At 31.6% G+C, this 24,159-nt stretch carries 19 protein-coding genes and 1 other annotated feature (1 of these 20 cut by a window edge); of the genes, 17 read left to right on the top strand and 2 right to left on the bottom strand.

The annotated features are described in order from the left end of the window. Nucleotides 1-195, top strand: a binding site (T-box leader); it begins 24 nt to the left of the window's first position. Between the two features lie 395 nt (nucleotides 196-590). The 9 genes from aspS to pyk all read left to right on the top strand — a co-directional run bounded on the left by aspS (nucleotide 591) and on the right by pyk (nucleotide 16,021). After that, nucleotides 591-1,874: an aspartate--tRNA(Asn) ligase gene (aspS, locus tag OCU55_RS18280; protein WP_261853732.1), complete on the top strand. Its 1,284-nt coding sequence runs from the start codon at nucleotides 591-593 to the stop codon at nucleotides 1,872-1,874. A gap of 550 nt (nucleotides 1,875-2,424) precedes the next feature. Continuing rightward, nucleotides 2,425-3,309, top strand: a complete 885-nt coding sequence (gene rapZ, locus OCU55_RS18275) for an RNase adapter RapZ (protein WP_261853731.1) — start codon at nucleotides 2,425-2,427, stop codon at nucleotides 3,307-3,309. Continuing rightward, complete coding sequence (locus OCU55_RS18270; RefSeq protein WP_261853730.1) at nucleotides 3,306-4,628, top strand: gluconeogenesis factor YvcK family protein; 1,323 nt, start codon at nucleotides 3,306-3,308, stop codon at nucleotides 4,626-4,628. The genes rapZ and OCU55_RS18270 overlap by 4 nt, the downstream gene beginning before the upstream one ends. A gap of 16 nt (nucleotides 4,629-4,644) precedes the next feature. Next, entirely contained in the window at nucleotides 4,645-5,595 is a 951-nt protein-coding gene (whiA, locus tag OCU55_RS18265) for a DNA-binding protein WhiA (protein ID WP_261853729.1), read from the top strand. A gap of 807 nt (nucleotides 5,596-6,402) precedes the next feature. Next, complete coding sequence (locus OCU55_RS18260; RefSeq protein ID WP_261853728.1) at nucleotides 6,403-7,401, top strand: DUF4349 domain-containing protein; 999 nt, start codon at nucleotides 6,403-6,405, stop codon at nucleotides 7,399-7,401. A gap of 356 nt (nucleotides 7,402-7,757) precedes the next feature. Then, nucleotides 7,758-8,741, top strand: coding sequence for a galactose-1-phosphate uridylyltransferase (locus OCU55_RS18255; RefSeq protein WP_261853727.1), 984 nt, complete (start codon nucleotides 7,758-7,760; stop codon nucleotides 8,739-8,741). Nucleotides 8,742-8,928: 187 nt separating this feature from the next. Next, complete coding sequence (locus OCU55_RS18250; protein ID WP_261853726.1) at nucleotides 8,929-12,510, top strand: DNA polymerase III subunit alpha; 3,582 nt, start codon at nucleotides 8,929-8,931, stop codon at nucleotides 12,508-12,510. Nucleotides 12,511-13,212: 702 nt separating this feature from the next. Continuing rightward, nucleotides 13,213-14,172 carry a 6-phosphofructokinase gene (gene pfkA / locus OCU55_RS18245; protein WP_261853725.1) on the top strand — a complete coding sequence of 320 codons (960 nt, stop codon included), beginning with the start codon at nucleotides 13,213-13,215 and terminating at the stop codon, nucleotides 14,170-14,172. 430 nt (nucleotides 14,173-14,602) lie between these two features. Beyond that, a complete protein-coding gene (gene pyk, locus OCU55_RS18240; RefSeq protein ID WP_261853724.1) occupies nucleotides 14,603-16,021 on the top strand; it encodes a pyruvate kinase in 1,419 nt (472 codons plus the stop codon). A gap of 443 nt (nucleotides 16,022-16,464) precedes the next feature. Here the strand turns inward: pyk and OCU55_RS18235 are convergent, their stop codons facing one another. Continuing rightward, nucleotides 16,465-16,812, bottom strand: a complete 348-nt coding sequence (locus tag OCU55_RS18235) for a hypothetical protein (RefSeq protein WP_261853723.1) — start codon at nucleotides 16,810-16,812, stop codon at nucleotides 16,465-16,467. Nucleotides 16,813-17,015: 203 nt separating this feature from the next. On the opposite strand from OCU55_RS18235, the gene OCU55_RS18230 reads away from it, so the two are divergent. The 6 genes from OCU55_RS18230 (at nucleotide 17,016) to OCU55_RS18205 (ending at nucleotide 21,975) form a co-directional block, all read left to right on the top strand. Then, a complete protein-coding gene (locus OCU55_RS18230) occupies nucleotides 17,016-17,378 on the top strand; it encodes a DUF1540 domain-containing protein (RefSeq protein WP_261853722.1) in 363 nt (120 codons plus the stop codon). Between the two features lie 401 nt (nucleotides 17,379-17,779). Continuing rightward, nucleotides 17,780-19,147 (top strand): 23S rRNA (uracil(1939)-C(5))-methyltransferase RlmD, encoded by a 1,368-nt coding sequence (gene rlmD / locus OCU55_RS18225; RefSeq protein WP_261853721.1) that lies wholly within the window; start codon nucleotides 17,780-17,782, stop codon nucleotides 19,145-19,147. Between the two features lie 596 nt (nucleotides 19,148-19,743). Further along, on the top strand, nucleotides 19,744-20,079 hold the full coding sequence (locus OCU55_RS18220; RefSeq protein WP_261853720.1) for a rubredoxin-like domain-containing protein: 336 nt from the start codon (nucleotides 19,744-19,746) through the stop codon (nucleotides 20,077-20,079). 107 nt (nucleotides 20,080-20,186) lie between these two features. Further along, on the top strand, nucleotides 20,187-20,429 hold the full coding sequence (locus tag OCU55_RS18215; RefSeq protein WP_261853719.1) for a CDGSH iron-sulfur domain-containing protein: 243 nt from the start codon (nucleotides 20,187-20,189) through the stop codon (nucleotides 20,427-20,429). Between the two features lie 128 nt (nucleotides 20,430-20,557). Continuing rightward, nucleotides 20,558-21,214: an alpha/beta hydrolase gene (locus OCU55_RS18210; protein WP_261853718.1), complete on the top strand. Its 657-nt coding sequence runs from the start codon at nucleotides 20,558-20,560 to the stop codon at nucleotides 21,212-21,214. Further along, the gene (locus tag OCU55_RS18205; RefSeq protein ID WP_261853717.1) at nucleotides 21,211-21,975 is read left to right on the top strand and encodes a DODA-type extradiol aromatic ring-opening family dioxygenase; all 765 of its coding nucleotides are present in this window, start codon (nucleotides 21,211-21,213) and stop codon (nucleotides 21,973-21,975) included. Before OCU55_RS18210 ends, OCU55_RS18205 begins: the two co-directional genes overlap by 4 nt. A gap of 506 nt (nucleotides 21,976-22,481) precedes the next feature. Here OCU55_RS18205 and OCU55_RS18200 read toward each other — a convergent pair. After that, entirely contained in the window at nucleotides 22,482-22,727 is a 246-nt protein-coding gene (locus tag OCU55_RS18200; protein WP_261853826.1) for an HAD hydrolase family protein, read from the bottom strand. A 619-nt stretch (nucleotides 22,728-23,346) separates the two neighbouring features. On the opposite strand from OCU55_RS18200, the gene OCU55_RS18190 reads away from it, so the two are divergent. After that, complete coding sequence (locus OCU55_RS18190; RefSeq protein ID WP_345795604.1) at nucleotides 23,347-23,694, top strand: cupin domain-containing protein; 348 nt, start codon at nucleotides 23,347-23,349, stop codon at nucleotides 23,692-23,694. A 258-nt stretch (nucleotides 23,695-23,952) separates the two neighbouring features. Continuing rightward, on the top strand, nucleotides 23,953-24,108 hold the full coding sequence (locus OCU55_RS18185) for a hypothetical protein (RefSeq protein WP_261853716.1): 156 nt from the start codon (nucleotides 23,953-23,955) through the stop codon (nucleotides 24,106-24,108). The last annotated feature ends 51 nt before the right edge of the window (nucleotides 24,109-24,159 follow it).

The following is a 24,159-nucleotide window of genomic DNA, read 5'->3' as shown; positions in this document are numbered from 1 at the left end:
AAAGTGCAATAATAACTTAAGCGAATTGGGGATGGTGTGAGCCCATGTTGAGTTACATTTTGAAGGACATCTCTGAGATGCAAGACTGAAAAATTTATTTAAGTAGGTTGAGCCGGGTAAAGACCGTTATATTGTAGAGATAGCTTTTATTAAGTTAATTAGGATGGTACCGTGAGTATAAAACTCGCTCCTTTTGGAGTGAGTTTTTTTGTTTTACTATATATTAAGGTATATAGTCCTTATGCTAAGTAAACCTAGTAGTTTCTGGTGCTTAGTATAATTTTAACCATTGATTAACTTATTATAGAGTTAAATAGGGTGGCACCACGTATTTAACGTCCCTTGAATTTATTCAAGGGATTTTTTGCTGTATAGAAAATTATAAAATTTTCAAATTAGTTAAACCTAGGTATTTCAGTGCTTTTAGAAATTTTTATGGCTATACAGCAAAAAAAATAAAACTTATTCGCCTGCCAAATTTTCCTCATATTCATTCGGAAAGGCAGATGCGTAAAAAAGCTCACTGAAGAAGGCCGCTTCAGCGACTTTTTTGGTGTATAGCAAATTTAAATAAAGAGGAGGAAGTATTAATGGAAAGGACATTAATCAGTGAACTTAAAAGTGGAGAAAGAGTTAAAATTCAAGGATGGTTGCATAAAATAAGAAGCTTGAGTAAGGTGAGCTTTTTAGTTGTTAGAGATCGAAGTGGTATGATTCAGTGTGTGGTAGAAAATGATAAGTTTGAAATACAAGGAATAAAGTTAGAATCAGTACTAGAAATATGGGGAACTGTAGTAGAAGGAAAGAATTCTATAAGGAATATTGAACTTCAAGTGGAGAGGATTAATACAATCAATTTAGTAGAGGAAGAATTGCCTATAACTATTAATACCAGTAAAATTGAAAGTAATCTAGAAACTCAACTAAATAATAGAGTACTAAGCTTAAGAAACGAGAATAATAATTATATATTTAAAGTTCAAGCGATGCTTTCGCAGGGATTTGCTGAGTTCTTAATCAATGAAGGATTTACTCAAATATATACACCTAAACTTGTAGCCGAGGGAGCTGAAGGTGGAACTGCATTATTTAAGGTTAATTATTTTGAGAAGCAAGCTTATTTAGCTCAGAGTCCTCAATTTTATAAACAAATGATGGTTGCGTCAGGATATGAAAGAGTTTTTGAGATTGGTCATGTTTATAGAGCGGAAGAGCATAATACATCAAGACATATCAATGAATATGTTAGCATGGATTTAGAATTATGTTTTATAGAAGATGAACAAGAACTTATTAAGTTAGAAACAAGGATGTTAAAATCCATACTTTCCAAGATAGAAGAGAATTTTAGAGATAAGTTTAATATGTTAAGTATTCAGGTACCGGAAATACAACAAGAAATACCACAAATAACTTTATCAGAGGCAATAGAAATACTGAAAATGAAATATTCACGTAATGGCCTTACTACAGACTTAGACCCTTCAGCAGAAAAGCAGATATGTGAATATGCAAAAAGAGAATTTAATTCAGAGTTTATATTTATTACAGATTATCCAAGAAGTAAAAGACCTATGTATACAATGCCTAAAGGAGAATTTGGAACTAGAAGCTTTGACTTACTATTTAGAGGGGTAGAAATAACTACAGGAGGTCAAAGGATTCATGAATATTCAAAGCTTATAGAAAATATTAAATATAAAGGATTAAATCCAGAAGACTTTAATTTTTATCTTGATGCCTTTAAATATGGTATGCCTCCACACGGAGGATTAGCAATAGGGTTAGAAAGACTAACAGCCCAACTTTTAGGGATTAATAATATAAGAGAAGCTACTTTGTTTCCAAGAGACAGAACAAGATTAAAGCCATAAATAAATTGTGGTAATTTTAAACACATAGCCTAACTTGAAAATTGTATATCTATAAAAGTGATAATTTGTGATATAATTTAATATAGAAAGATATCTATATTAAGTAAGTTTAAATTATACTTATGGGAAAGTCATTGTTTTAATGATTTTACATTTTATATAATTTATAATTCTCATTTAGATATATAAGCATATTGATTAAATTTTTAACATAAGTGTTTATTATAAAGCTCATTAAAGTAAGTTTTGTTAATATATTTTTCAAAATTCATGTTTGAGAATTTTGGATTATATATATTAATAATTGAAATTTGAATCTTATGGTAAGAAATAAAATAATCAATGGATAAGTTAACAGTTAAGCATAATGTGCCGGTTAAGTAACTAAGTGATTTTCAAGCACTTCAATGTTTTCAAAAGAGACTAAGAAGATATAAGTTTGCTTATAAAGTGGTACATCAAAAGATGTGCCACTTTAATCCTTAGATAGTTTTAAGATTAGAACAGGTTCTCAGTTAGGAACCGAAAGAAATTAGCAAGGAGGATATTTATGAGATTTGTAATAGTGACTGGTCTTTCTGGAGCAGGTAAGACAGAAGCAACAAGAAGTTTAGAAGATTTGGGATACTTTTGCGTAGATAATTTACCTCCAAAGCTTATATGTAAGTTTGCAGAGGCGTGTCAGCAAAGTGATGGGAAGATTGATAAGATAGCTCTTGTAATGGATATAAGAGGTGGAATATTCTTTGATGATTTATTTGAAACACTTCATTCACTAAAAGAAAATGAACTTAAATATGAGATATTATTTTTAGAAGCTTCAGATGATATTCTTGTGAAAAGATTCAAAGAATCTAGAAGAAGCCATCCGCTTGCTCCAGATGGAAGAGTTATAAATGGAATAGAAGAAGAAAGAAAGAAGCTTAGAGAAATAAAGGATAGAGCAGACAACATAATAGATACTTCTAAATATGCTATAAGAGATTTAAGAGAAAAGTTAAATCTTTTATATGGTAGTGGTACTACAACTGAAAGACCATTGTCAATTACCGTAGTATCTTTTGGATTTAAATATGGTATACCTATGGATTCAGATTTAGTTTTTGATGTAAGATTTTTGCCTAATCCGTTTTATATACCAGAGCTTAAACCTTTCTCAGGAAATGATGAGCCAGTGAAGAAGTATGTATTAGAAAAGGTTGAGACTAAAGATTTTATGTCAAAGATAGAGGATATGCTTAAGTTTTTAATTCCTAACTATGTAAAGGAAGGTAAAAGACAACTTATTGTATCTATAGGCTGTACTGGAGGAAGACATAGGTCAGTAGCTATAGCTAATGCAATATATGAAACTTTAAATAATGATGGATTTAAGGCTACTATTGAGCATAGAGATGTTAACGAAGATGTCAACAGAGGAGCTAAGAAGCTATGAGGTTAATAGATTGGTTAAAGCCAGGAATTAAACTTAAGAGATGGATTGTGTATGCAATATTAGGTATTCTATTTATAGCTTTTGGACTAAATGAACTCGTGCAGCATAAGATTTATAATATCCCATATAAGGTATTTTTTATTTTTTTAAATATAACAGGAATTTTTATAATTTATGTGTCAGTAACAGAAGGTATAAGAGCTGTAATAGCGTTAATGAATAAAGGATATATAAAGGTCTCTTTTGATAACGAAAAGATAGAAAATCTTATTTATGAAAAGAGGCTCTTAGTAAAGGGACCTAAGATTGTAGTTGTAGGTGGAGGTACTGGACTCTCTACTATGCTTAGAGGTTTGAAGTATTATACATCTAATATTACAGCAATAGTCACTGTTGCAGATGATGGTGGCGGTTCTGGAGATTTACGTGAAGATTTAGGAATTCTTCCTCCTGGAGATATAAGAAACTGTATATTAGCGCTAGCTGATACAGAACCACTTATGGAGGATTTGCTTCAATATAGATTTAAAGATGGTAGGTTAAAAAATCAAAGCTTTGGTAATTTATTTTTAGCAGCCATGGATGGAATATCTGATAATTTTGAAGATGCAGTTCAAAAAATGAGTTCAGTATTAGCTGTAACTGGTAAGGTTCTGCCAGTGACTTTGGAAAATATGCAGCTTAAAGCAGAATTAGCTAACGGGCAGATTGTTGAAGGCGAATCAATGATACCTGAGATTGCCTATGAAAATAAAACTAGAATAAAGAAGTTATCTATAATACCTGAAGATGCAAAGCCTCTAGATGATGCACTAGATGCTATAAGAGAGGCTGATGCCATTGTATTAGGGCCAGGAAGTCTGTATACTAGTGTCATTCCTAATATGTTAGTAAAAGAAATAACTTATGCTGTTAAGAGAAGCAAGGCATTTAAAATTTATGTATCTAATATAATGACCCAACCAGGAGAAACAGATGGATTTAAGGTATCAGATCATATAAAAATTTTAAATGATTATTGTGGAAAAGATACAGTTGATTGTGTAATTGCTAATGTGGACAATATATCAGATGAACTTAAGAAAAGATACTTAGAAGATGGATCAGAGATAGTTGAATTGGATTTAGCGGAATTACAAAGGATGGGGGTAGAAGTAGTAAAAGCTAACCTCGTAAATATTAATAAAGGGCTTATAAGGCATGATTCAGAAAAATTAGCTGAGATAATAATGCAGACAGTAATGGAAAAGAAATTACTGTATGATAGAAAAAAGATACTAGAATATATGTACTTATCACAAAGATTAAAGGAAAAGTAGCAAGGAAGGGGTACTTATGTCATTTTCATCAAAGGTTAAAGGAGAAATATGCAGATATACTGATTTAAGCAAAGCTGAGGCACTAGCTGAGTTATCTGCAATCATGAAAGTCAGCGGAACCTTGGCTTTTAGTGGTAGACAGATAAGTTTTAAGATAACCACAGAGAATCCGGCTTGTGCGAGACTTGTTTTTACAATTCTAAAGGATCACTTCACTATACATTCTAGGCTAATGGTAAAGAGAAGTAATTCATTAAAAAAGAATAATATTTATATGGTTCTTATAACTGAGGAGATGGGAGTTAAAGAACTTTTAAAGGAAACTGGTATTTTAAGAGAAGTAGATGGCATGACTACCCTTGATTATAGAATAGACGAAGATCTTGTTTCTGATGAAGAAAAAAGAAAGGCTTATGTTAGAGGGGCGTTTATTGGGGGAGGTAGCATCAGTAATCCTGAGAAAAACTACCACCTTGAACTTGTTACTCACTCTCTAGAATATGCAGAAGACTTGAGAGATGTAATCAATACCTTTGGGCTTAACTCAAAGGTTATTCAAAGAAAAAATAGTTATATTGTTTACATCAAGGAAGGTGAACAAATCGTAGATCTTTTAAATGTTATAGGTGCTCATTCTTCTTTACTAGAACTCGAAAATATAAGAATCATGAAAGAAATGAGAAATAACGTAAATAGATTAGTTAATTGCGAAACTGCAAATCTAAGTAAGACTGTGAATGCTGCAGTAAGACAAGTTGAGAGCATAAAACTTATACAAAGACAGATAGGTCTCGCAAGATTGCCTAAGAATCTTAGAGAGGTTGCAGAACTCAGATTATCATATCCTGATGAATCACTGAAGGAATTAGGTGAGATGTTAGATCCACCTGTAGGTAAATCAGGAATAAACCATAGACTAAGAAAGATAGAAAAGATTGCTGATGAAATAAGATCTGGTCAGATTTAAAATAGGTATGTTCCTATATGTGCGTGTGGTGTGAAATTAAGTGGTCACGCATCCAATGCTTTAATGAGCTTTCGCAAAGAATTAATATGATTTTCTCATATTTCATGGTTAAAACTGTAAACTCACTACGTTCGAACAGTACAGTTTACTTTTTAATAATCCATTTTTTTAAAAAATTTTTATATCTTAAATTTAAGAAAATAAAAATGCTATGTGATTAAAAAGTAAAAAATAAAAATATATCGCCTGCCAGAATTTCTTCACATACGTTCAGAAAAGGCAGATGCGTAAAAAAATTACTAATAAAGAACAATTAGTGATTTTTTAGAGCCATTCCATCTGAAAAAATCATTTAATTCTAGTAGCTCGCTCATATAGCATCTCCTACGTAACCACTTAATTTAAACAATATTCTTAAACATAGCCTTTATAAACTAAAAAAAGTTATAGGATTCAGTATAAAGATGAAATTTTTATACTGAATCCTATTTTTGTTGTACAGGAAAATGAGATGTTGAAAAAAGTATGAACAAGTTAATAAAATATTAATAAATTTTGGAATTATTGTGTCTTTATTAAAATAAAATCGTATATAGAAGTGAAATGGTTTTATTTTGAGAATTTTCAGAATTTATTATATTGATTCTGATGATTATTGGTCTTATTGATATACCACTTAGTAAGAAATTTTATTATTTTTAAATTTTCGCACCAATACCCTTGAGATTTTTAAAAATACATTTTGGATCAAAGTGGTATATCTTTAAAGGATATTTAGTCGTAAATAAAATATAAAGGGGTAGTGTTATGAGAAAGAAGGTCCTTTTTAAAATCCTTGCAGCTTTAATCATAGGCTCATCAGTAATGCTGACGTCTTGTTCTGCTTCTAAGAAAGACATGAGTACAACTAAATCAAGTAGTAGTGCACCTCAAAGTAGCAGTGATGGAAAGTTAAGTGTAACCAGTGATGAAGCTGCAAATGTAAAAAATAGTAATGTGGGGCAGGCAACTGGAACTGGTAACGAAGCAAGTTCTGATCAAAGTAAAGGTAATGCGGATAGTAATGAAAAAAATGATGTTAAAGCTGCAGAACAAAGAAAGATAATAAAAAGTGGAGAACTGACAATACAAAGTCTAAAGTTTGATGAAAGTATAAGCTCAATCACCAAAGCTGTTGAAAAGTTAGGTGGATATATTGAAAATTCATCAGTTGATGGGAAGCAAACAGTGGGGCAAGAACAATTTGTAGCTAGAAATGCAAAGCTTCAAGTGAAAGTACCTAAGGATAAATTTGATGGTTTTATCAATGATGCAGGCAATTTTGGAACAGTTATATATAAATCTATAAAGGGTGAGGATATTACATCCTCTTATTTCGATACAGAGGCAAGAGTCAATTCTTTAAAAATTCAGGAGGAAAGGCTTTTAGAGCTATTAAAAAAATCAGGATCTCTTAAGGACGTTTTTGAAATAGAGCAACAGCTAGCTAATATAAGATACCAAATAGAATCTTTAACTGGAAATCTGAAGAAGTGGGATAACTTAGTGGAATTTTCATCTTTAACTATTAATATAAACGAAGTTGAAGAGATAAAAGTTTTAGATAAGGCTCCTAAAGGATTTGGAGAAAAGTTAGTTTATAATTTTAAGCAATCAATTATATCCTTAGGAGGATTGCTAAAGGACTTTGTACTACTTATAGCAAGTGCCTTACCATATCTAGTTATATTAAGTGGAATAGCTTTTGTTGGTCTAAAAATATATAAAAGAATAAATAAAATTAAAGAAGATAAAAGTGTAAAATAAATACTTAAATTCATGAAAGTTGAGAAAATTGCTATAATGTAATAATAGCAATTTTTTTATTTTCTGAACACTTGATAATGTAGATTCAGGCATTGTTCAAAGTAGTGTATTAAAATTAAGTGGTTATACATCCGATGCTTTGATGAGCTTACGTAAAGAATTAATATGATTTTGTCATATTCCATGGCTAAAACTGTAAACTCACTACGTTCGAACAGTACAGTTTCTTAACGCCATTCCATCTGCAAAAATCATTTAATTCTAATAGCTCGCTCATATAGCATCTCCCGTATAACCACTTAATTTAAACAATAGTCCTGAAAATAACCTAGTTTTAGCAATGGAGATATATAGAAATGTCCATAATTATAAGGAGTAGGATTTATATGAATGAAATAAGAATAGATAATCTAACTGGAAAGCAAGTGATAATAGCTACAAATAGAAGAGCGAGACCTATTGATAATAGGAATAGACATGAAGATAAGGTGAATTATAAATTACAATACAAGCATAGCGATTGTCCATTCTGTAAAGGGAATGAAGAAGAAACACCATATGAAATATCAAAAATAGGGGATGAAAACTGGAGTGTTAGAGTTGTTAAAAATAAATATCCTACTGTAATAGAAGATGGTGATACAATTAAGGGGTATCACTATGTTGTTATTGAAACCCCAAATCACAACAAAAAGCTCTGTCAATATAAGGCAGAAAAGTGGAGAGATATATTTTCAGCGTATAAGGATGCAGCTGATAAATGTTTTAGTGATAATGATATAAAGTATTTACAGATTTTTAAAAATTATGGTAGGGAAGGTGGGGCTTCGTTAGAGCATCCTCATTCTCAGATTGTTGCTTTAAATTTTACTCCTCAAAGTAAGTTGATGGATGATAACTATTGTAAGGTTTGTGAAGAAGTTGAATCAGAGTTACTTGCAGTAGAAAGAATTATATTGGATAGAGATAATTATATAGTTTATGCTCCTTATGGATCTTACGTTCAATATCAAATAAGAATAGCATATAAGAAACATATAGGTTCTTTTGAAGAAATATTCAGTGATAATGGAATAGATGAACTTTCAAAATTATTTGAACATGTATTTAAGATAATATATATAAGTTTAGGGGATATACCTCTTAATATATGTTATTACATTTATAAGGATAGTAATTGTTGCCAGCATTTCTATGTTGATATATTGCCAAGAGGAAGTTTTTTTGCGGGTTTTGAGATGAGCACAGAAGTTTATATAAATACTATTTCTCCAGAAGAGGCGGCAAATAGGTTTAGAGAAGTTACTGCTTATGTACAGGTTAATAAAGTAGAGTTATAATAGTTACACGATACTTTTAATAAGAATAGTTTTTCATAAAAATAGATAAAATACGAGGTTAGACTTTCATTAAATTAAGGTGCTGTTAAGGCACCGTGTTGAAATTAAACATAGCCTAAATTAAAAAGTATTTATTGAGAATTAGATTGAAAAGTTATTTAATATAAACAAAAAGGAGGATGCTGTGTTGAGTGATAAGAAATTTACTCATCTTCATCTCCATACTGGATATAGCTTGCTAGATGGATCAGGAAAGATAGATAAAGTAGTAGCTAAGGCAAAAGACTTTGGAATGGATAGTATAGCTATAACAGATCATGGAGTAATGTATGGATGTGTTGATTTTTATAAAGCCGCAAAGAACGCAGGAATAAAACCTATATTAGGCTGCGAAGTTTATGTAGTGCCTAAGTCAATGTATATAAAAAATATCGACTCAGATAATAAAACATATCATCTTGTTCTTCTTGTAAAAAATGAAAAAGGTTATGAAAATTTGATGCAGATAGTATCAAAAGCATCTACTGATGGCTTTTACTACAAGCCTAGAACAGATCACCAGTTTTTAAGTGAACATAGTGAAGGCTTAATTGCACTAAGTGCTTGCTTAGGTGGAGAAGTTCAATCAAATTTATTAAATGGAAATAAAGAAAGAGCAAAAGAAGCTGCATTATTTTACAAGGAAACCTTTAAAGATGGTTTTTATCTTGAAGTACAGTATCATGGAACTGATGACGAACGAAAAGTTAATGATATGAATATAGAATTGGCTAAAGAGTTAGATTTACCTCTTGTAGCAACAAATGATGTTCACTATATAGAAAAAAAGGATTCCAGATCTCATGATGTTTTACTTTGCATACAGACTGGTAAAACTGTAGAAGAAGAGAATAGAATGAGGTATCCGTCAGATCAGTTCTACTTAAAGTCATCTGAAGAGATGTGGGATATGTTTTCTTATGTTCCTGAGGCGTTGGAAAACACCCAAAAGATAGCTGAGCAGTGTAATTTTGATTATGAATTTCATACATCAAAGCTTCCTAAATTTCCATTGCCTGAAGGAACAGATCCGTTTCAATATATGACGGAAGTCTGCTTTAAAGGGCTTATTGAAAGATATGAAGTGTTTAGCGACTTTTTAAATAGGGAATTTAATTTAAGTAGAATACTAGAGTTTGGACAAATGAATGAAGAAGCTAAGATTTATATAGATAGATTAAACTATGAATTATCTGTTATAAATCAAATGGGATATGTAGACTACTTTTTAATAGTTTGGGACTTTATAAAATTTGCAAATGACAATGGAATACCTACAGGACCAGGAAGGGGCTCTGGAGCTGGTTCGTTAGTAGCATATACACTTGGAATAACAAAAATAGATTCAATTAAATATAGTTTGCTGTTTGAGAGATTCTTAAATCCAGAGAGAATAAGCATGCCTGATATAGATAGTGACTTCTGTTATGAAAGACGTCAGGAAGTCATCGATTATGTGGTAGAAAAGTATGGAATACAGAATGTTTCGCAGATTATAACCTTCGGTACTATGGCTGCAAGAGGCTGTATAAGAGATGTAGGAAGAGCCATGAACTATTCCTATAGTGAAGTTGACAAAATAGCTAAGATGATACCTACAGTCCTTGGTATAACTATAGAGAAGGCATTGAACTTAAATCCTGAGTTGAAAAGCGAATATGATAATGATGCAAGAGTAAAAGAATTAATAGATATAAGCCGAGAGCTAGAGGGGCTACCAAGACATTCCTCTACTCATGCAGCCGGAGTTGTAATTGCTTCTAGACCTTTGGTAGAGTATGTACCATTACAAAGAAATGAAGATAATATAGTAACACAGTTTGATATGGGTACTCTTGAAGAACTTGGACTTTTAAAGATGGACTTCTTAGGTCTTAGAACTTTAACGGTAATGAAAGATGCTGTGGATATGATTAAACAGAACCGTGGTATAGACATAGACCTCGACAAAGTGAATTTTGAGGATAAAGATGTGTATAAGATGCTCGGTGAAGGAAAAACAGTTGGTGTATTCCAATTAGAATCAGCAGGTATGACCTCATTTATGAAGGAACTTAGACCAGATTCTTTGGAGGATATAATAGCCGGAATATCACTTTATAGACCAGGTCCTATGGCTGAAATACCAAGATACATAGAGAATAAGAAGAATCCTGATAAGATAACATATCTGACTCCACATTTAGAACCGATACTAAAGGTTACATATGGTTGCTTGGTATACCAAGAACAGGTTATGGAGATAGTTAGAAAGCTAGGCGGATATTCAATGGGACGTAGCGATCTTGTTAGAAGAGCTATGTCTAAGAAAAAGCATAAGGTTATGGAAGAAGAACGTAAAAACTTCATTTATGGAATTGTTGATGAAAGCGGAGAAATTGAAGTTCCAGGATGTCTTAGAAATGGTATCTCTGAAGAGATAGGTAATAAGATATTTGATTCTATGATGGATTTTGCTTCTTATGCATTTAATAAAAGTCACGCAGCTGCATATGCAGTAGTAGGATTTCAAACAGCATACCTTATGAAGTACTATCCGGTGGAATATATAGCTGCTATGTTAAATTCAGTTATGGGTATAAATGAAAAGGTAGCTTACTATATTAACTTTGCTGAAAGTCTTGGAATACAAGTATTGCCACCAGATATAAATGAAAGCTACTCTAAATTTACTGTTAAAGGAGATACCATTAGATTTGGACTTGCAGCTATAAAAAATGTGGGAATGAATGTTGTGGATAGTGTAGTAAAATCAAGACAGGAAAAAGGACATTTTAAATCACTTATTGATTTTGCAAACAAAGTAGATCTTACTACTATAAATAAGAGGGCAACAGAAAGTCTTATAAAGGCTGGTGCTTTTGACTGCTTCAAGTTGTTTAGATCAAGACTTCTTGCAGTTTATGAAAAGGTACTAGATAGTATAGGGAATCAGAGGAAAAGAAATATAGATGGACAAATAAGTTTATTTGGAAATGAAGATAGCTCTGTTTTAGATACACCAACAATAAAGTATCCGGAGATAAAAGAATTTGATAAAAAATATCTTTTAGCTATGGAAAAAGAAATGACAGGTCTTTATATCACAGGACATCCATTAGATGAGTATGCTCAGAGTTTAAAACTTCAGACTTCCATGAGGATTGAAAAAATACTACTTTCTCACAATCAAGTTTTAGAAGAGGATACTCTGGGAGAAGCAATAGACTCTAAAATTATAGTGAATGCATCCGTAAGTGATGGTGAGAGAGTTGTTCTTGGTGGTATAATAGCTGAAGTATCAAGAAAAGTAACTAGAAATAATACAATTATGGCATTTATGAAACTTGAAGATCTTAGTGGGATAATTGAAGTAATAGTATTTCCTAAGACCTTAGAGAAAGTAAATAGCCTTATAAATGAAGATTCTCTTGTTGTTGTTAGGGGACGAGTAAGTTTAAAAGAAGATGAGCTTCCAAAGCTCATATGTGAGGAAATACAGCCTCTAGAAAAGCTGAATTCTTCAAAAATATATATAAGAGTTCAGGACAATGAAAAAGCTAGAACTGTGAATAAGCTTTTAAAAAGTATATTAGAACCTTTTAAAGGAGATACGCCAGTTTATATTTTTTCGGAAAAAGAAAGACAAAACTTTAGATTAAGTAAAGATCTTTGGGTATCACTAGATGGGGATATATTATCAACATTAAGGGGATATTTTGGGGATGAAAATATAAAAGTTGTGGATTAATTTTAGGTGCTGTTAAAGCTGTTGGGTAAAATTAAGTGGTTATTCATCCGATGCTTTAATGAGCCTTCGCAAAGAATTAATATGATTTTGTCATATTCCGTTGCTAAAACTGTAAACTCACTACGTTCGAACAGTACAGTTTTTTAACGCCACTCCATCTGAAAAAATCATTTAATTCTAATAGCTCGCTCATATAGCATCTCCTGTATAACCACTTAATTTTAATAATACTCTTTAAGTGATACTAATATATTTAATTGTTAAATAAATTTAACAGTCTAAGGAAACGGTAAGTTTATAGTGTTCCTTAGACTTTTTTTGAAATTTTTTTAAAGTTAACTTAAAGGATTTGATTAATTTTTTAACTAGATATAAAAAAAGCACAAAAAGGATATAATAATTTGTATCAATCCCTAATGTTTCGTCAATTATTTCTATATTTCAACACAAAAACATTGAAAATTGTGAAAATATTAGTTAGAATTTACTTGGATGAATTTATTTGGAGTACAGATAATAAAATTTATCAGAATATTCAAATGCTAATATCACAAACTTTATAAATATATTTTGACTAATTTTCTAATTTTGACATTGAAAAATCTTCGTACTTTATGTAAAATTAATCTAGTTAATAAATGTGGGTAATATTTAGCACGGGTGGGACTGAAAGCGTCCACAATGTGTGGAGGAGGAAATATTATGAAAAAAATCGCTGTTTTAACAAGTGGTGGAGATGCACCAGGAATGAATGCTGCTGTAAGAGCAGTAGTAAGAATGGCTTTACATAATGGATTAGAAGTTATGGGTATAAAAAGAGGTTACGCAGGTCTTATAAATGGAGAGCTTTTCAAGATGGATAGAAGTAGCGTATCTGACATTATCCAAAGAGGTGGTACAATCCTAAGAACTGCAAGATGTGAAGAGTTCAAACAAGAAGAAGGAAGAAAAAAAGCTGCAAATATATTAAAAGCTTATGGTGTTGATGCACTTGTAGTTGTTGGTGGAGATGGATCTTTCACAGGTGCTAAGCTTATATCTAAGCTTGGTGTTAAAACAATTGGTCTTCCAGGAACAATAGATAATGATTTAGCTTACACAGACTATACTATAGGTTTTGATACAGCTTTAAATACAGTTATAGATGCAGTAAACAAATTAAGAGATACTTCAACATCACATGAAAGAGTTTCTGTTGTAGAAGTAATGGGAAGACACTGTGGAGATTTAGCTTTATATGCAGGTCTTGCTGGTGGAGCTGAAGCTATAGTAGTTCCAGAAAAAGGATTTGATAAAGACGAATTATGCAAAACAATACTTGAAGGTAAGGCTAAAGGAAAGATGCATAACCTTATACTTCTTGCAGAAGGTGTTGGTGGAGCTGATGAGTTAGCTAAGCATATTGAAGAAGTTACAAGCCTAGAAACTAGAGCTACAATACTTGGACATATACAAAGAGGTGGTAGTCCATCAGCATCAGATATCGTTCTTGCATCAAGAATGGGTGCTAGAGCGGTTGAGTTACTACTAGAAGGTAAAACATGTAGAGTTGTTGGTATAAAGAACAACGAAATAATGGATATGGATATAGATGAAGCTTTAGCTATGGAAAGAAAGTTTGATAATGAGCTTTATGATATAGCTGCAGCACTTTCATATTAAAATATATTTCATTTTAAGGTAATTATATGATAGAATGTAGTTTGCGTCTGTTTAAAGTTTTATTTAGGGTTTAAAGCTTTATATATACGCAAATGAAAATACTGTTTATATAACAAATATTTATTGTCTGCCAAGATTTGTGGGCACTTGTTCAGAAAAGGCAGATGCGCAAAAAAAATCATCAATAAAAAGCGCATTAGCGATTTTTTTAGAGTAATACTAAGAGTATATTATACATGCCAAATTGAAAATCACTTTTAGGGTAAGTGAATTTTTAATTGATTTATCTATAATAGTTAGTGAACTTTTACTAACATGTAGGTAAATCAATGTCATGTTTTAATAGATAGATCAGGACGCTAAAGATAAATTTAGATGTCACTAAACAACATGTATTTGGGGTTTAAAAAGAAAGAGGGAGTGTATTTTCATGAGAAAAACAAAAATTATTTGTACAATTGGACCAGCTAGTGAAAAAGAGGAAATTTTATCAAAGATTATTGAAGCAGGAATGAATGTTTCAAGACACAACTTCTCCCATGGAGACCATGAAGAACATAAAGGAAGAATAGATTCAGTTAAAGAATTAGCTAAGAAGTATGATAAGCAAATCGCTGTTATGCTTGATACTAAAGGACCAGAAATAAGAACTGGAAAGTTTGAACCAAGTAAAGTTGAATTAACTGTAGGTTCAGAATTCACAATCTATGCAGGTGGAGATGTAGTTGGAGACACAACTCAATGTTCAGTTACTTATGCTGGACTAGGAAATGATGTTAAGCCAGGAAACATGATTTTAATAGATGACGGTCTTGTTGGACTTGAAGTAACATCTGTAGAAGGAAACAAAATAAGCTGTGTTGTTAAGAACACTGGTGTTGTTGGTACTCATAAGGGTGTTAACGTACCAGGAGTTGCTATAAAGCTTCCTGCTATGACAGAAAAGGATATAGCTGACCTTAAGTTTGGATGTGAAGTAGGAGTTAATCTTGTTGCTGCATCATTCATAAGAAAAGCTGCTGACGTTGAAGCTATAAGAAAAGTTCTTGTAGAAAATGGCGGAAGTGATATTCAAATATTCTCAAAAATTGAGAATCAAGAAGGTGTTGACAACATAGATGAAATTATAGCTGTTTCTGATGGAATAATGGTTGCTAGAGGAGATCTAGGAGTTGAAATTCCAATAGAAAAAGTACCTTCAGTACAAAAGCTTATAATTGAAAAATGCAACACAATTGGAAAGCCAGTTATAACAGCTACACAAATGCTTGACTCAATGATGAGAAACCCAAGACCAACAAGAGCAGAAGTATCAGACGTAGCTAATGCTATACTTGATGGAACAGATGCTATAATGCTTTCAGGGGAATCAGCAAATGGAAGCTGGCCAGTAGAATCAGTTCAAACAATGGCTAGAATAGCACAAGAAACTGAAAAGAAGTTAAGTTATGAATTAGCAGTTTCAACAGCTAAGAAACATGTGCCTGCAATAGCTGGTGTTATAAGCAGAGCTGCTTGCAATGCTGCACATGAATTAAAGGCTGCTGCAATAATAACTTCAACTCAAACTGGTGCTACAGCTATGAGAATTTCTCAAAACAGACCAGATTGTCCTATATTTGCAGTTACTCCAAGTGAAAGAGTTGCTAAGAAGTTAGCTTTAAGCTTTGGTGTATACCCAATAGTTGCTGAAAAAGCTACAACTACTGATGAGATAATAGAAGGTTCAGTTAAAACAGTTAAAGCTAGAGGTTTATTAAATAGTGGAGACACTGTAGTAATTTCAGCTGGAGTTCCTGTTGATCAAGTTGGAGCAACAAACATATTAAAGATAAGCGTTGTTGAATAATTTTTAACATAAAAATGAGTGCAAATAGCACTCATTTTTTTATTTCTCTAAGTTTTTAGATTTAAGAATATAATTGTTACAATAAGAAAATTTACAGAAAAGTATCAGTATATTTATTTTGTTAACAAAAAATTTACAAAGTTAAAAATAAATTTTTTCTTTTTTTCTGTATATTTTTTCTTTTATATGTGAAAATAATAATAGGGATATAATGGCAACTGATCCTGTAAATCTTGCACCTAAGTAACATAGGTGCTCTTTTTTATTCTTTAGGAATTTATAACTCACTTGTATCTGTGGATAAAAATGAGTATTGACTTAAAAAATAATGTGATTTAAAGAATAAAAAACATGAATTTATTGCATGTAAGTTTCCTCATATTCATTCGGAAAGGCAGATGCGCAAAAAATCACTGAAGAAGGTGGCTTCAGCGATTTTTTATTTATATTTTTCCGCACTTGTATAAGTCTTCTAATATAAACATCTTTTCGTTATATTCTTCATCAGATAGTATTTTCATATCCTTTAACTTTAATAAAGCTTCTTTTTCTTCGTTTAGTTTTCTTGTACTTTCAGACTTTTTATATTGAGAAATTATTTCCTCTACTTGATTGTCAGAAAAGATTCCTTTTTCATTTAAGCTTTTAGAAGTTGTGAAAACTCCATCTTGTTGCGTTATTGCAGCTTCGTTTTCCTTCTGTTCGAAATATTTGAATAAAATAAAAATTTTTATAGCCAACGCACTAATCATCATTACTGCTGCTATAGCTAAAATAAAGATAACCATCAAATATACTTCCCCCCTTAATACCCTAAAAGATTTCGTATAGATCAGCTATATATATTTTTTAAGCGTGAAATCCTTTACTTAGGTTTATTATACATCTTTTGGTAGTATATTAGAACACTTAACCGTTATTTTCCAATAAAAAATGAATTTTTTACAATATAAATGATAAAACTATAATTATATTGTAAAAAGGAGAGATTAATATGGCGAAGCTTAGTTGTAATGCTGAAAATTGTGTAAATAACGTAACAGGTGCTTTTTGTACTGCTGGAGTAATTCACATAAAAGGGAATAATGCACATAGCTCAGAAGGAACAATATGCTCTACTTTTGCAGAAAAAAACTTCAAAAATGCAGTTATTAGCATGACTAACACCAACTATACTGGTGAACTTATGCAAGTATTTTCTGGTGATGAGATAGCAGTGAGTCCTGGAATAAAATGTGGGGCTGTAAGATGTGTCTATAACGAAAATGAAAATTGCCATGCCCCAAATGTTCTTATTAATGGAGAGCATTCAGTAAGCCAATTAAGCACACAGTGTGAAACTTTTGTAGAAAGATAAGATTAATATTGTATATATTATTTCAAGATAAATATACTATTTAAGGCTAAACTATATTTTTTTATTATCAGATCAATCGGTACATCTATAGATGAAACACTTCATATTTTAATTTATATTTTCAAATTCTCCTCTCAAAACCCAGAGAAGTTTTGAAAATAGATTTGGGATTGAAGTGTTTTATCTTTAATTATGGGATGAAGAAGGCGTTAGAGTAAACCTGATATCCTCAGCCTTTTAATATTAAAATTAGTATTAATAAATTATATTGACATAATCCTTTATATAAAGGACAATTTATAAGTATGCATGGTTTAGGGTTTATATGATAAATGTTTATAAACTCTTTATTATGGGACAATAATGGAAATTATAAAGAAATTACACTGAGGTGAATTTTAATGATAGAAAAAAATAAAGAATATATTGTAGATATAGTAGCACAAGGTTATGAGGGTGAAGGCATAGGTAAAATAGAAGGCAATTTTACTATGTTTGTGGAAGGTGCTTTAAAAGGTGAAAAAGTAAAAGTAAGAGCTATAAAGGTAAAAAAGAACTACGCTTATGGTAAGGTTATAGAAACCTTAGAAAGCTCAAAAGAGAGAGTGGAACCGGTTTGTCCTATATATAAGAGATGTGGAGGGTGCAGACTTCAGCATACATCATATAAAGAACAACTTAACTTTAAAACTGAGAGAGTTAAAGATTGTATGACAAAGATAGGTAAGCTAGATGAAAGTATTGTATTAGATACGGTAGGTATGGAGCATCCTTATAGATATAGAAATAAGGTTCAGCTTCCAATTGGGCTTCAAAGTGGAAAGTTAGCCATAGGATTCTTCGCTCCAAGAAGTCATGAGATAATAGATATGGAAAGCTGTCATATACAAGATGAAGTTGCTGATAAAGTAGTAAGGATTACTAGAAAGTGGATTGAGGACTATAAAGTTAGACCATACTTCGTAGATGGAAATTATGACGAAGGTGGAGTCCTAAGACATATAATGATAAGAAGAGGCTTTAAAACAAATGAAGTTATGGTTGTAATTGTGACCAATGGAAAGGCATTGCCTCATAAAGAAGAGTTTATAAACTTAATAAAGGACAATATAACTGGAATTAAGAGCATAATACAAAATATAAACAGTAAAGCTACTAATGTAATACTTGGACAAGAATCCGTAACTTTATGGGGTGAGGATACTATAAGTGATTATATAGGACAGTTTAAATTTAATATATCACCATTATCCTTCTTTCAAGTAAATCCTATTCAGACCGAAGTTTTGTACTCTAAGGCTTTAGAATTTGCAGACTTAAAAGGAGAAGAAACTGTTTTCGATGCTTACTGCGGAACAGGAACCATAACACTATTCCTATCTCAAAAGGCTAAGAAGGTATATGGGGTAGAGATAATAAAAGAAGCTATAGATAATGCGTGGATAAATGCGGAGGAAAATTCGGTAAACAATGTAGAATTCTATACCGGTGAATCGGAGAAGGTAATCCCTGATCTTATAGAAAAAGGAATAAAAGCAGATGTAGTAGTAGTAGACCCACCTAGAAAGGGTTGCGACAGAAAGCTATTAGAAGCAATAACATCAATAGATGCAAAGAGGATAGTTTATGTCTCCTGTGATCCAAGTACCTTGGCTAGGGATCTCGCGATAATTGAAGAATTAGGCTACAAAACCGTTGAAGTTCAACCTGTAGATATGTTTCCTCAGACGTCACATGTGGAATGTGTAGCTAGGATAGAGAAAAAATAGGTTGATATCAAAGGCTTTGAAGGTTTTTAACTGAATATTGAAGTGTGTTTTATGTTCCCTCGGACTGATTGAGGGGATTTTTACTTAAAGGAGCCTAATAAATTCGCAGAATTAAAGGTATTTGAGTTAAGGTATAGGCTTTGCGTATTTTTATATGAATGATAGAGTTGTTTAGTAGTAGATATATAAATTTGAGGATACATAGTAATATCAAGTGGGTTTGATTCCACTCGACTTATAATATTGATACAATAGAAAGCCCTTGATTTCAGGGGCTTTTGCTGTTTCTTGAGAAAAGTGAGTGGGAAATTTTAAGGTTTGCAGTTTAGATTTATTAATTTTTATATTGGTCATGCACACTCCTATGGATTTTTGATAAAGGGGTGTGCATATCAATATAAAATTAAATAATATTTTTATTTAAGGGATAGAATACTAATAAATACTAAACAGTTTTAAAAAATTATTAAAATATATTGACATTGCAATGAATAAGCGAAATAATAAAAATATAAAATAATAATTATTAATAAATAATATATATGAAATGAATTAAAGATATTCTAAAAAAATATTAAATTAGCAGGAGGAAAGTTATGAAAAAATTATTTAAATGTTCAGTTTGCGGATTTATATTTGAAGGTGAGGCTGCTCCAGAAAAATGTCCTAAGTGCGGTGTAGGACCAGATAAGTTTGAGGAGCTTAGCAGTGAAGCTGCTGAAAAGATATACCGTTCAGACAAGACAAATGCAATACACATGGAAATTATAACTTTATCTGAGAAGATAATAGCTCTTAGCAAGGAAGGTATAGAAGACAACCTAGATCCTAAATGTGTAGCTGCCTTTAATCAAGCTAAAAATGAAGCATGGATTATTAAGCAGAGATCAAAGACTGAACTTGCAGGACATATGAATTTAGGCAAGTGGTAAAATATAAGTTAAATGAATAATTGTTAGAAAGGCTGTATTAGGTATGTGGGGTATTTGCATATTTAGTAAGATCTACTAAATAGAAGGGTTAAAAAGTAGAGATAATTATGGAAAAACCTGTAGTTGCAGGAAAATTACCTATTCCTGTTGAGCTCAAAAAGGGAGAAACTTATTATTACTGTACATGTGGAAGGAGCGGCGAGCAGCCATTTTGTGATGGATCACATCAAGGCACTTCATTTACGCCTATGGCATTTACTGCTGAAAAGGATGGAACTGCTTATCTATGTGCATGCAAGCAGACAAAGAATCCTCCATACTGTGATGGTTCACACAAAGATGTTAAATAATTGGTTTTCAAAAGCCTATGTATTTTTTACATAGGCTTTATACAATTTTATTCGTTGAATTAATTGTAGGACAAATATTAAATAGCTAATTGTAATACTGTAGCTTAGTGAATAATGGAGGAGTATTTATGGATGGTCAACTTACATATAAAATTTATCTTCCCCGCAACATTAAAGAAGGAGAGAAATACCCAGTGATTTACGCCATGCATGGTATGGGAAGTGATGAAGAGGATATACTTAGTTTAATAGGAGAACTTAAAAATGATTTTATTCTTATAGGAATTAGAGGTTCTATAATCCAAGGAAGAGGTTTTGCCTATTTTTCTATAAAAGGTTATGGAAATCCGGACAGAGAGTCCTTTGATAAAGCAGTAAAAAGCTTGGAAGAATTTATACACAATGCGGCAGTAGCTTATCCCATTGATAATAATAGGCAGTATTTATTAGGATTTAGCCAGGGTTCTATTCTTTCGATGTCTTTGGCGCTTGTTATGGGTAACAAAGTCAAAGGTATTGCAGCTTTAAGCGGATATATACCAAGATTTGTTAAGGAAGAATATAAGATAAAATCAGTTGAAGATGTATCAGTATTTATTTCACATGGTGAATTTGATCCAATATTTCCTCTGGATATTGGTAAAGATAATTATGAATTTTTTAGAGAGAGAAGTAGAAATGTAATCTTTAAAACATATCCTTCCGGACATGAAGTTTCTCTAAAAAATATAAATGATGTGATTAGATGGTTGAATGATGAGAGACAAAAGGAAGTGAAAAAATGATTTCTTCAATATTTTTATGCCACGGTGGACCGACACTAGTAGTGGAAAAAAACGATTATACTGATTTTCTTAAAGACTTAGGCAAAAAATTAACCCCGAAAGCTATAGTCATATTTACAGCGCATTGGGAAAGCGAAATTACAACAATTTCATATTTAAACAATACCTATGATATGATATATGATTTTTATGGGTTCCCAAAAGAATTATATTCTATAAGATATCCTGCTAAAGGTTCTTTAGAAGTAGCTGTAAAACTGCAATCTATGCTAAGGACTAATGATATTGAAAGCAAGCTTGATGAAAACAGAGGTCTTGATCATGGTGCCTGGGATGTACTTTATTTAATGTATCCGAAAGCTGATATACCCATTGTTCAAGTATCAATAAATCCATTTTTCGCTATGGAAAAGCAATATGAAATAGGAAGAGACATCAGGGATCTGGGAAAAGAAGATATCTTAGTAATTGGAAGCGGTTCAACTGTTCATAATCTTGCTACAGTTAACTGGAATTCAGAAAAAGCAGAAGGATGGGCAGTGGAATTTGACGACTGGCTTATTGAAAAGGTAGAAAATAATGATAAGGAGACCTTGTTTAACTACAGACAGTTAGCACCCTATGCAAAAAGGGCAGTACCACGTGAGGAGCACATAGTTCCTATGTTTATAGCCATGGGAAGCGGTAACAGAGATAAGCCGAAGCTTTTACACCAAAGCTATGCATATGGAACTTTAAGTTATATATGTTTTGAGTTTTAACGTACAGAAATATGGATTGATCTACGACCCCCTTGATTTTAGGGGGTATATCTTTATGCAAAATTAATATTTCTGCGTATTAGTATCATAATTCAATGACAACACACGTGGAGACGGTAGTTAAGCTGAAAAGGAAACTGTAGACCTCTAAATATCCCCTGCTCTTTCAAATAATCTTCTGATTTTTAAAATAAACATTTGCTTTTGGCAAGCTTTAAGAGATTAGGAGAGTAGGATTAAGGGAGAATAGAGGCAAGGGAAAAGCAAGAACTTTATTTTAATCGGTCACTAAGAAATGCGGGGTTGAGGGGTGTTGGGAAGCAAGAGATTTTTTAAAAGCTACAGAAAATGTAGATGGTTAATTTGACCTTTAAACATGGCTTATTATTCACAGATTTAGTTCTTTTTCATGATGGTAAGGAAGTTATTGTAAATGATGTAATAATAGACACTGGAGCAGCACATTCAATTATTTCACCAATTTTTATTAAATTGATAATAAAAGTTTACTCGCTTAATATAAACTTTTCAATAACGTGAGCAACTCCATCCTCTTCATTACTTTTCGTAACAAAGCACCCAATTTCTTTAATATTTTCTTGAGCATTTCCAATTGTTACTCCTAAACCAGCATACCCTATCATCCCTATATCATTAACAGCATCACCAATTTCAATTATCTCATCTTTAGTGATTCCTAAAATCTGAGTTGGTTTAGCTACACCAGTTGATTTATCACAACCTTTTTTTATAAATTAGAACATAAAATCAAGGTTTTGGTGAGTTGCGTACTTATTTAATAATTCAGTTGGAGTTTCAGGAACTGCTGCTTTAGGTCTTTGCCATTAATGCTACCAAGACTGCTAACAACTGAATAATCACTAGTTTTGCAGGTTAGAACTCCATTTAGTGCAATAATATAATACAAGTAATTTCCTTCTTTGTGAAGTGCAAGATATCACCTATCTGACTGAGGTAGACTCAACCCGTCCAACAGCCTATTTTAACTCGTAATATCAGTAACTTTTTACTATCTTATCGTAACTTTATACTATTCCTCTAAAAAGGTAGTTAATTTAATATAATTATATATTGATTGTCTGAAAAGTACTTGTTTAATAATTACATTAGAAATTAAAGGAGGTAAGTAAATGGAACAAGAGATATGAAAAATATTATATAAAAAGTCAAGAAAAGTTCAAAAATCAAGAATAATTTCACATTTCATTGAGGTGGGTAGTGTAGCAAGTGCGATTCTAACGAGAAATGGAAATATTAATAGATTATAAGACTAGGAAAACTGTAAGATTAAAAGATTTAATTCGAGATTGGTGGGGAGCTTATCGCTTTAATAACTAAGAATCAGGAGATATATTTAGGGAGTTTACACACGAAAAAATTGAGGTTAATGACGGGATTCCAGTAAAGTTACACAACTATAAATATACAAAAATACCTGTAGAAGTAATACCAAAGCATTGGTATAGCACGGTAGAAATATTGTATGTAGTAGCAGGTAGATTAGATGTATTTATTAATTCTGTAAAATATGAATTAACCAAGGATGATTTAATGGTAATAAATTTAAATGAGGTGCATTCCACTCAAAATTTATCAATAAATAATGTTATATTGGTTCAAATTCCGTATGAGTTTTTAAAAGAATACTATGAGGAAATAGACAATTTATCATTTAATTGTAATTCTACTTTAGTATAAGATGAAATTACTTAAATTATAGAAGTTAAATTTAATAGTAGGAGGAAATAGGATTAATGATGAGTTAATTGTAAAGGATATCATTATTAGTGCTGGTGAATCTAAAGGATATGCATACGAAGCACTGGGAAAAGCACATGATATATATAAAAGAAAAACTTAGTATAAAAAATTAAAATAAATCAATGGTCTGATGAAAATTCATATTTTTATGGATATGATTGAATTGATGCTTTTTTCCATGATGTAGAAGAACATTTGCCAGACAATTGGCATGGAGAAGGATTTAGTATAGTACAAGCAATTAAAGATGTAGCATTATTATTTCTAAGAGGACAAGAAATTACTTGGCATCATATAATGAAGTCTTATACATTAAAGGCTAAACTAGAGTTTCTTGGCATTTTATCATAATATTCTAGACCTAGAGTAAGCAATGGTAACTCATTTTTAGAAGCTCAATTT

This window comes from Clostridium folliculivorans (assembly GCF_024341905.1).
Taxonomy (GTDB): domain Bacteria; phylum Bacillota; class Clostridia; order Clostridiales; family Clostridiaceae; genus Clostridium_AR; species Clostridium_AR folliculivorans.
The sequence above is the reverse complement of the archived record's forward strand: the minus strand, read 5'-3'. Positions and strand labels throughout refer to the sequence as shown.